Annotated in this window: 8 protein-coding genes; 2 read left to right on the forward strand and 6 right to left on the reverse strand. The window is 70.7% G+C overall.

The window, feature by feature from the left end; all coding sequences use genetic code 11:
* Positions 1 to 175 precede the first annotated feature (175 nt).
* The 5 genes from AB0383_RS44385 to AB0383_RS44405 are packed head-to-tail and all read right to left on the reverse strand — an operon-like array spanning position 176 to position 4921.
* Positions 176 to 1129 carry an LLM class F420-dependent oxidoreductase gene (locus AB0383_RS44385; RefSeq protein WP_366190408.1) on the reverse strand — a complete coding sequence of 318 codons (954 nt, stop codon included), beginning with the start codon at positions 1127 to 1129 and terminating at the stop codon, positions 176 to 178.
* Entirely contained in the window at positions 1126 to 3237 is a 2112-nt protein-coding gene (locus tag AB0383_RS44390; protein ID WP_366190409.1) for a prolyl oligopeptidase family serine peptidase, read from the reverse strand. Before AB0383_RS44390 ends, AB0383_RS44385 begins: the two co-directional genes overlap by 4 nt.
* A gap of 20 nt (positions 3238 to 3257) precedes the next feature.
* On the reverse strand, positions 3258 to 4109 hold the full coding sequence (locus AB0383_RS44395; protein WP_366190410.1) for a PPK2 family polyphosphate kinase: 852 nt from the start codon (positions 4107 to 4109) through the stop codon (positions 3258 to 3260).
* Positions 4110 to 4124: 15 nt separating this feature from the next.
* Entirely contained in the window at positions 4125 to 4592 is a 468-nt protein-coding gene (locus AB0383_RS44400; RefSeq protein WP_364188293.1) for an SRPBCC family protein, read from the reverse strand.
* Positions 4589 to 4921 (reverse strand): metalloregulator ArsR/SmtB family transcription factor, encoded by a 333-nt coding sequence (locus AB0383_RS44405; protein ID WP_364188290.1) that lies wholly within the window; start codon positions 4919 to 4921, stop codon positions 4589 to 4591. The genes AB0383_RS44400 and AB0383_RS44405 overlap by 4 nt, the downstream gene beginning before the upstream one ends.
* A 144-nt stretch (positions 4922 to 5065) precedes the next feature.
* On the opposite strand from AB0383_RS44405, the gene rocD reads away from it, so the two are divergent.
* Both rocD and AB0383_RS44415 read left to right on the forward strand, forming a co-directional pair.
* Complete coding sequence (rocD, locus tag AB0383_RS44410; RefSeq protein WP_366190411.1) at positions 5066 to 6301, forward strand: ornithine--oxo-acid transaminase; 1236 nt, start codon at positions 5066 to 5068, stop codon at positions 6299 to 6301.
* A 45-nt stretch (positions 6302 to 6346) separates the two neighbouring features.
* Positions 6347 to 7702 carry a DUF2252 domain-containing protein gene (locus AB0383_RS44415; protein WP_364188286.1) on the forward strand — a complete coding sequence of 452 codons (1356 nt, stop codon included), beginning with the start codon at positions 6347 to 6349 and terminating at the stop codon, positions 7700 to 7702.
* Between the two features lie 129 nt (positions 7703 to 7831).
* Here the strand turns inward: AB0383_RS44415 and AB0383_RS44420 are convergent, their stop codons facing one another.
* Positions 7832 to 8131: a hypothetical protein gene (locus AB0383_RS44420; RefSeq protein ID WP_366190412.1), complete on the reverse strand. Its 300-nt coding sequence runs from the start codon at positions 8129 to 8131 to the stop codon at positions 7832 to 7834.
* Positions 8132 to 8430 lie beyond the last annotated feature (299 nt).

Here is an 8430-nt window from a genome sequence, read left to right on the forward strand (position 1 = left end):
GCAAGTTGCGCTGCCGGGTGAACGGTGGGGCAAAGGCAAGAGCGCGGGGAGCTTGGGGTGTGGGCGAGTTGCGTTGCCGGGGGGCAGTTGAGGAGCGACAAAAGCGCCCCAATGTGGCGTTCGGTGCGTGGGGTGCAACGAATGCCGCATTGGGGCGATGGGAGTGGGACTGGGGTCAGCGCTTGGGGACCAGGCCCTTGGCTAGGTCGAAGGGGTCGTTGCCGGTGGGGAGGAGGGCGATGATGGGGGTGGTGAGGCCGTTGTCCACATAGGACTGGATCTGGTCGCGGCAGGAGTCGACGCTGCCGTGGATGACCAGGGAGTCGACGACGGAGTCGGGGATGACTTCGTTGGCTTTCTTGCGGTCGCCGGCAGCCCAGGCGGTGTGCATGGGGGCGAGGGCGTCGCCGCGGCCCAGCCAGTCGTGGAATTTGGCGTAGACGGGGACGGTGAGGTAGCTGGAGATCATCATGCGGCCCAGGGCGCGAGCGGCGTCTTTGTCTTCGGTGGGGCAGACGAAGATGCGGGCGGCGAGTTCGACGTCGGGGCCGATGACCTTGCGTATCTTGGGGACGTCGGTGGCGGCCAGCCAGTTGGTGATGGCGCCGTCCGCTTCGGCGGCGGCCAGGCGGAGCATGCCGGGGCGGAGGGCGGCGAGCATGACCGACGGGGCGGGGTCGGGGGCGCGTTCGAGGCGGAACTTGTTGACGGAGAAGGTCTCGTAGGACTCGGTGACCTTCTCGCCGGCCAGCGCGCCGCGGAGGAAGTGCAGGGTGTCGCGGGTGCGGGCGAAGGGGTCCTTGAACTCCGCGCCGTTCCAGCCTTCGACGATGACCGGGGACGAGGCGCCGATGCCGAGGACGAAGCGGCCCGGGGCGAGTTCGGCGAGGGTCGAGGCGCTCATGGCCAGGAGGCCGGGGCCGCGGGTGTAGACCGGCACGATGGCGGTGCCCAGGCGTAGCTGCGGTGCCCATTGTGACGCCAGAACCAGCGGGGTGAAGGCGTCGGTGCCGGCGGTTTCGGCCGTCCACGCGTCGGTGTAGCCCAGGTCGGGCAGTTGTTCCACGAGGGCGCGGTGCTCGAGCAGCGGCACCCCGGTGAGCGGGATGGTCAGGCCCCACCGGTTCATGCGTTCTCCTTGTCGACGGTGACGGCGGCGAGCTCACGCAGGATCCAGTCGACCTGCGTGCGCATCAGGTTTTCCGCGACCTCCTCGGCCTGCGGGGTCATGTGGGTCGCCCCGGCCAACGGGAGGAAGACGTGGGGGCGGCCCTTCGCCAGCAGCGCGCCGGAAAGGCGCAGGGAGTGCGCCGGGAAGACGTTGTCGTCGGCGAGGCCGTGGACGATGAGCAGGGCGCGGGACAGTTCGCCGGCGTCGGCGATCAGGGAGTTGTGCTCGTAGACCGCGGGGGCGTCCTGCGGTTTGCCCAGGTAGCGCTCGGTGTAGTGCGTGTCGTAGAGGGCCCAGTCGGTGACGGGCGCGCCGGCGACGGCGGCGTGGAAGACGTCCGGGCGGCGGAGCACGGCGAGGGCCGAGAGATAACCGCCGTAGGACCAGCCGCGGATCGCGACGCGTTCGAGGTCCAGCTCCGGGTGGTCGGCCGCGGCGGCGTGCAGGGCGTCGACCTGGTCGGCGAGGGTGACGTCGGCGAGCTTGCCCGCGATCTCCCGCTCCCAGGCCGGGCCGCGGCCGGGCGAGCCGCGGCCGTCGGTGACGAGCACGGCGAAGCCCTGGTCGGCGAGCCACTGCGGAGTCAGGAAAGCGTTGCGGCTCTGGAGCACGCGCTGGGCGTGCGGGCCGCCGTACGGGTCGAGCAGCACGGGCAGCTTGCCCTCGCTGGGTTCGTAGCCGCGCGGGAGCACCAGGGCGGCGCGCAGGCCGCGCTCCCCCAGCGTGAGCCAGCTGAGGTTCGGTTCGATCTCGGGGTCCACAGTGGACGACGTGATGCGACCGACCTCGGTGCCGTCGCGCAGGACCGTGACCACCGGGCCGCTGTGGGCGAGGCTCCACTCCGTGAGCACGGTCAACTCCGCGCTGCCCGAGCCGCCGTGCACGCCGTCCTGAGTGGACAGTCGCTGCACGCCGCCGGAGCCGGTGCGGTAGACGTGGATCTGCGTAGAGTCGGCCTCCGACGCGGTGAAGAGCACCTGCTCGCCCGCGTGCAGCACCGCGCGCAGCTGCGTGCCCGGCGGAGTGACGGGCTCCCCCGCCACCACGAGCCGGTGGTCGCCGTCGGCCGCGCTCGCGGTGACGAGCCGGCCGTCGGAAGTCCACGCCGGCACGCCCTGGACGATGTCGACCCAGTGCTCGTCGGTCTCGGTGTGCAGCTCGGTCACGGAGCCGTCGGCCGGGTCGAGCGCCAGCACGGTGAGGCGCTTCTGGTCGCGCGGCTGCACTGCGAGCAGCGGCGCGCCGCCGGCCGACCAGTGCACCGTGACCAGGTACTCCCAGTCGCCGCGCTCGACGTCGACGCGGCTGCCGTCCAGGCCGAGCACCGCGAGTGACACGACGGCGTTGGGCGAGCCCGCCGACGGGTAGGCCACTACGTTGGCCGGGTGGTCCGGGTTCGCGGGGTCGCCGATGGTCCAGCGCGGCACGGGGCCGCGGTCGGAGCGCTCGACGATGAGGCTCTGCCCGTCCGGCGCCCACCAGTAGCCGCGCGTGCGGTCCATCTCCTCGGCGGCGATGAACTCCGCGAGGCCCCACGCGATGTCGTCGCCGTCTTCCCCGACGAGCGTGCGGTCGGTGCCCGTGGCCAGCTCGATCACGCGCAGGCGGCGGTCGCGCACGTAGGCGACGTGGGTGCCCGTCGGGTTGGGCCGCGGGTCGACGACCGAGCCGTCGACGAGCACCGCGGTGGAGCCGGTGGCCAGGTCGAGCGTGTAGAGCTTGCCGGACAACGTGAAGGTGACGACGGTGAACGCGTCGTCCACGCCGTAGGCGACCACGCCGCCGCCGGTCTCCCGCGCGCGCTCGCGCCGCGCCCGCTCCTCCGGCGGCAGGTCCTCCTCGCCGGGCAGCAGCTCCGCGGCGTCGACGAGCTTGGACTCCGCACCGCTCGCGAGGTCGAGCGACCACAGGCTGTGCCGCGGGTCCGTGCCCGTCTCGCTGCGCAGGAACAGCACGCGCGAGCCGTCCGGGGCCACGCGGAACTGCTTGGGGGCGCCGAGGGTGAAGCGCTGCGTGCGGGCCTGGCGGCGGAGGAACGGAACGTCGTCGAGAGCAGAGTCGGTCACGCCCGCACTCTTCCAGACGATCAGGCCGGCACGCCATCACCCTTCAGCATCGCCAGCTGCTCGGCGATGTCGAAGTGCGGCTCCGGGAACCGCGGCGCCATCTCCGTCATCGTCTCGATCAGCAGCTCGGCGACGGCCCAGTTGCGATACCACTTGCGGTCGGCCGGCACGACGTACCACGGCGCGTGCTCGGTGGACGTGCGCGCGACCAGGTCGGCGTACGCCTGTGCGTAGGCGTCCCAGCGGCCGCGGGCCTCGACGTCGGACGGTGCGAACTTCCAGATCTTCTCCGGCCGCTCCAGCCGCGCGACCAGCCGGCGCAGCTGCTCCTCGGGCGAAATGTGCAGGAACACCTTGACGATCGTGGTGCCACCCGCCACGACCTCCTCCTCGAACGCGTTGATCTGCGAGATCCGGTTGCGCCGCTCGGCCGCGGTCAGCAGACCGGACACGCGGGGCACGAGCACGTCCTCGTAGTGTGACCGGTCGAACACGCCGATCTGGCCCGACGCCGGCAGCTCCTTGCGGATGCGCCACAGGAAATCGTGGCGGCGTTCGGCGGGGGTGGGCACCTTGAAGCCCTTGTAGCGCACGCCCATCGGGTTCACCAGACCCAGCACGTGCCGGACGGTGCCGCCCTTGCCGGAGGTGTCCATGCCCTGCAGCACGAGCAACACGCTGCGGCCGCCTCCGCTGGTGCCCTCGGCGTACAGCGCCTCCTGCAAGGCATCGAGCCGCTCGCCGGCGGTGGCGAGTTTCTTCTCGCCCTTGCCCTTCTTGCCCGGCCCGACGGGTGAGGACCCCGGATCCGGCAGCTCCGCCGTGGCACGGAGCGCGTCGCGGACCCGGGTCCCGTTGTCGTTCTTCGCCATCCGGCGACGATAACCTCAGGAAGCGGCCTTCGCGGCGAAGAGCTTCAGCAGTCCGTTCCAGCCGCCCTCGGTGTTCACGCCGTCGCGAACCTTTTCGGCAGTGGCGCCGTGCCGCTCGAACGCGCGGTGTTCGACGTCGACTCGCGTGGTCCCGGGCCCCTCCTCCGTGAAAACAACCTCGATCTCGCTCGCACGTGCCGGGTCCGGATCGATCTTCCAGTCCCCGTCGATCTGCCACGACAGAACCACTCGGCCGGGTGGCTCCCAGACGAGCACGTGGCCCCAGACGCACTCGGATCCGTCGGTGAGCCGCTCGTACCAACGTCCACCTTCTCCCGATTCGAGGACCACCTCGGCGAGCGCAACCTCGCCCAGGTGGTGCTCGCGGGGCCACCAGCTGTCGAAACCCTCGGTGTAGACCTTGAACGCGTGCTCGCGCGAGCAGGCGACGGTGATCGTCTTGCGGATCGGTTCGAGTGTCATGGCTCTTCGCTTCCTCGCTCGGGGGCGGTGGCTTCGGCTTGCTTCGCGAACGAACTCAGCGCGTCCGACCACATCTCGTCGAGGTAGGCGCGCAGCGCGGCGATCCCGTCGGGCCGCAGCCGGTACAGCCGTTTCGTCCCGGCCGCCTGGTCGACGACCAGACCCGCCTCCTTGAGCACCTTCAAGTGCTGCGAGACCGCCGGACGGCTGATCGGCAACGTCGCGGCCAGCTCTCCCACCGCGCGCGGCCCTTCGCGGAGCGCTTCGAAGATCGCGCGCCGCGACGGGTCGGCGAGGGCGGAGAGCTGGTCGCTTCCGTAAGTCGCCACGAACGGTAAGTTACAGCTTACCAATGACAGTTGTCAACGCCGCGCATCGATTCGCCGGTCGAACCGCTCGACTGCGCAACGAACGACGGGTGAAAGCAACGTTTCCCGGCTGAAGTCCCCGCCGCTTGGATCTAGCCTGAACGCATGACGACGCTCGCCGGTCGGGAGACCGCCATCCCTGCCTCCGCCGACGGTTTCATCGAGCTCGACGAGCGGTGGAGCACGCACAACTACCACCCGCTGCCTGTCGTGATCGCCGAAGCCGAGGGCGCGACGGTGACCGACGTCGAGGGCAAGAGCTACCTCGACTTCCTGTCCGGTTACTCCGCCCTGAACTTCGGCCACCGCCACCCCGCGCTGATCGCCGCGGCCGTGGAGCAGCTGGGCCGGGTCACGCTGACCTCGCGCGCGTTCCACCACGACCAGCTCGGGCTGTTCTGCCGCGAGCTCGCCGAGCTGACCGGCACCGAGATGGTGCTGCCGATGAACTCCGGCGCCGAGGCCGTGGAGTCGGCGGTCAAGGTGGCGCGCAAGTGGGCGCACCAGGTCAAGGGCGTGCCCGACGGCACGGCCGAGATCGTGGTCGCCGGCTCGAACTTCCACGGCCGCACCACCACGATCGTCTCGTTCTCCACCGACGACACCGCGCGTGCCGGCTTCGGTCCGTTCACACCGGGCTTTGTCACGGTCCCCTACGGTGACGCGGCCGCCCTGCGCGCCGTCATCACTCCCCGCACCGCCGCGGTCCTGCTGGAACCGGTGCAGGGCGAGGCCGGCGTGATCGTGCCGCCGGCCGGCTACTTCGCCGACGTGCGCCGCGCCTGCGACGAGAACGGCGTGCTGCTCATCGCCGACGAGATCCAGTCGGGCCTCGCCCGTACGGGCACCGTGCTGGCCCTGGACCACGAGGGCGTGCGTGCCGACGTCTACACCCTCGGCAAGGCCCTCGGCGGCGGCATCCTGCCCGTGTCCGCCGTGGTCGGCAGCCGCGACGTGCTGGGCGTGCTGAAGCCGGGCGAACACGGCTCGACGTTCGGCGGGAACCCGGTGGCCTGTGCCGTCGGCCGCACCGTGGTGCGGCTGTTGCAGACTGGGGAGTACCAGCAGCGCTCGGTCGAACTCGGCGCGCACCTGCACGAACGGCTGTCGGCCTTGGTCGGGCACGGCCTGTCCACGGTTCGCGGCCGCGGTCTGTGGGCGGGCGTGGACATCGCTCCTGGCGGGCCCACGGGCCGGGCTGCTTCCGAGTCGCTCGCCGCACTGGGCGTGCTGTGCAAGGAGACGCACGACCACACGCTGCGCATCGCTCCCCCACTGGTGATCAGCCGCGAGGAGCTGGACCGTGGCATCGACGCGATCGCCCAGGTGGTGCGCAGGTAGCCCGCTCGCGGGAGCGTTTCGCCCGGTTCGCTCGTTGAGTCCCGTATGGGACGAGGGGACTGGGTGGAACGGCCGCTGGTCGGCACGGACGACGTCGACCCGGCGCAGCTGTACGCGCGCGGCAAGCAGCTGCGGGTGCGTACGCCGGTCGAGGCGCACGACCACGCGGCGGCGGGTGCGGCCCGGCCGAGCGTGCAGGAGTACTTCGCGGCGAGCAACGCGGCGCGGCTGCCCGAACTGGTGGAGCTGCGGCGCGAGCGGATGGCGGCGTCGCCGTTCACGTTCTTCCGCGGGGCGGCCGGATTGATGGCGGCGGACCTCGAGGGGTCGCCGTCGTCGGGGCTGACGGCGCAGCTGTGCGGTGACGCGCACGCGGCCAATTTCGGGCTGTACGGCACGCCCGAGGGCCGGATCGTCATGGACGTCAACGACTTCGACGAAACCGCGCCCGGGCCGTGGGAGTGGGACCTCAAACGGCTGTCGGCGAGCCTCGTGCTCGCCGGGCGCGAGGGTGGGATCGGCGAGGCGGCGTGCCGCGAAGCCGCGGAGGACGCGGTGAAGTCCTACCGGCGCACGATCCGCGCGCTGGCGGAGCTGCCGTTCCTGCAGTCGTGGAACGCGCTGCCCGACGCGTCGGCCGTGTCGCGGGCGCGCGCCGACGAGCTGATCGACGACTTCGCCGAAGCCGAGGAGAAGGCGCGCCGCAACACCAGTGCCAAAGTGGTGGCCAAATGGACCCGCCACGTCGACGACCACGAGACCGGCCTGGCGCGCCACCGGTTCGTCGAGGACCCGCCGGTGCTCACCCACGTCGACGACACCACGGCCGCCTCGGTCGTGGCCGGTCTGGCGTCCTATGTGGACACCCTGCGCGAGTCGCGGCGCACGCTCGCGTCGCGCTACCGCGTGGCCGACGTCGCGTTCCGGGTGGTCGGCACGGGCAGCGTCGGGTTGCGCAGCTACGTCGTGCTGCTGCACGGCAACGAGGACGAAGACCTGGTGCTGCAAGTGAAACAGGCGCAGCCCTCGGCGCTGGCGCCCTACCTCGGCCTCTCCCCCGCCGACCACGAAGGCCGCCGCATCGTCAACGGCGCCCGCCTCGTCCAGGCCGAGACCGACATCCTCCTGGGCTGGACGACGATCGACGGCATCCCCTTCGTGGTCCGCCAGTTCCGCAACCTCAAGGGCGCCATCGACCCGGCCGCCCTGCGCGAGAACCACCTCGACGACTACGGCCGCCTCGCCGGCGCCCTGCTCGCCCGCGCCCACACGCGCTCGCTGCACCCCCAACTGCTCGCCGGGTATTTCGCCGACGACGAGGACCTGGACGAGGCGATCGGGGCGTACGCCTTGCGGTACGCCGATCAAACGGAAGCTGACCACGCGGAGTTCATCGGCTGAGGCGGACACGTCAGCGGCCAATGCTGGAGAACGAATTCCCCGGGCCGCGCACGTGCTCCAGAGTCGCGCGAACGACAGTGCCTGCCTGAAAGCCCGCGGCATCACCCAGCTCGGGCGAGCGTCTACTGGTCAGCCGGGATCGGTGAACGAGATCGGCTTGCCGGTGGCGTGGGCATATGCGATCTCCCTGCTTGTGGACTCGCCGATATACCCGCCGCGGTTGACGACCAGAACCCGGTCAGCCAGGTCGATCTTGCGCAGGTGGAGGGCGTCCAGCGCGGTCTTCTGCTCGTTGGTGATCAACTCGTCTGCTTCGCCTGGAGCGACGACGATGACACCTGCGAAGGTCAGATCACGGTTCGCCGCACGCATCTCGTCCACGAACCGGGTAGAGCCGCAGATGCAGACAATCTCAGGTCGGTCGGGCACGGCTCAGTCCTTCGGTCGAACGGGAAACCGTCAATGTGCACGTTGACATCACAGACGGCACACAAGCCAACAGTTGTGCAGCGAGATGGACACCGGCGGCTGCACCATCGCAGGCGGGAGGCGTGGCCCGTACTGGGAATGACGCTGCTCGACGGCGAAGTCCCGGGCGCACCCGGCCCACCAGCTTCCTTGGGCAACACGGCCTAGTACTGCAACGGCAGTTAGGTAAGTGGGTAGCCGCGTCGTTTGTAGTGGCTGAGGCGGGCTTGGTGTTGTCGTCGGCGCCGGAAGTGGGACCA

The organism is Amycolatopsis sp. NPDC051373 (assembly GCF_040689465.1).
Classification (GTDB): domain Bacteria; phylum Actinomycetota; class Actinomycetes; order Mycobacteriales; family Pseudonocardiaceae; genus Amycolatopsis.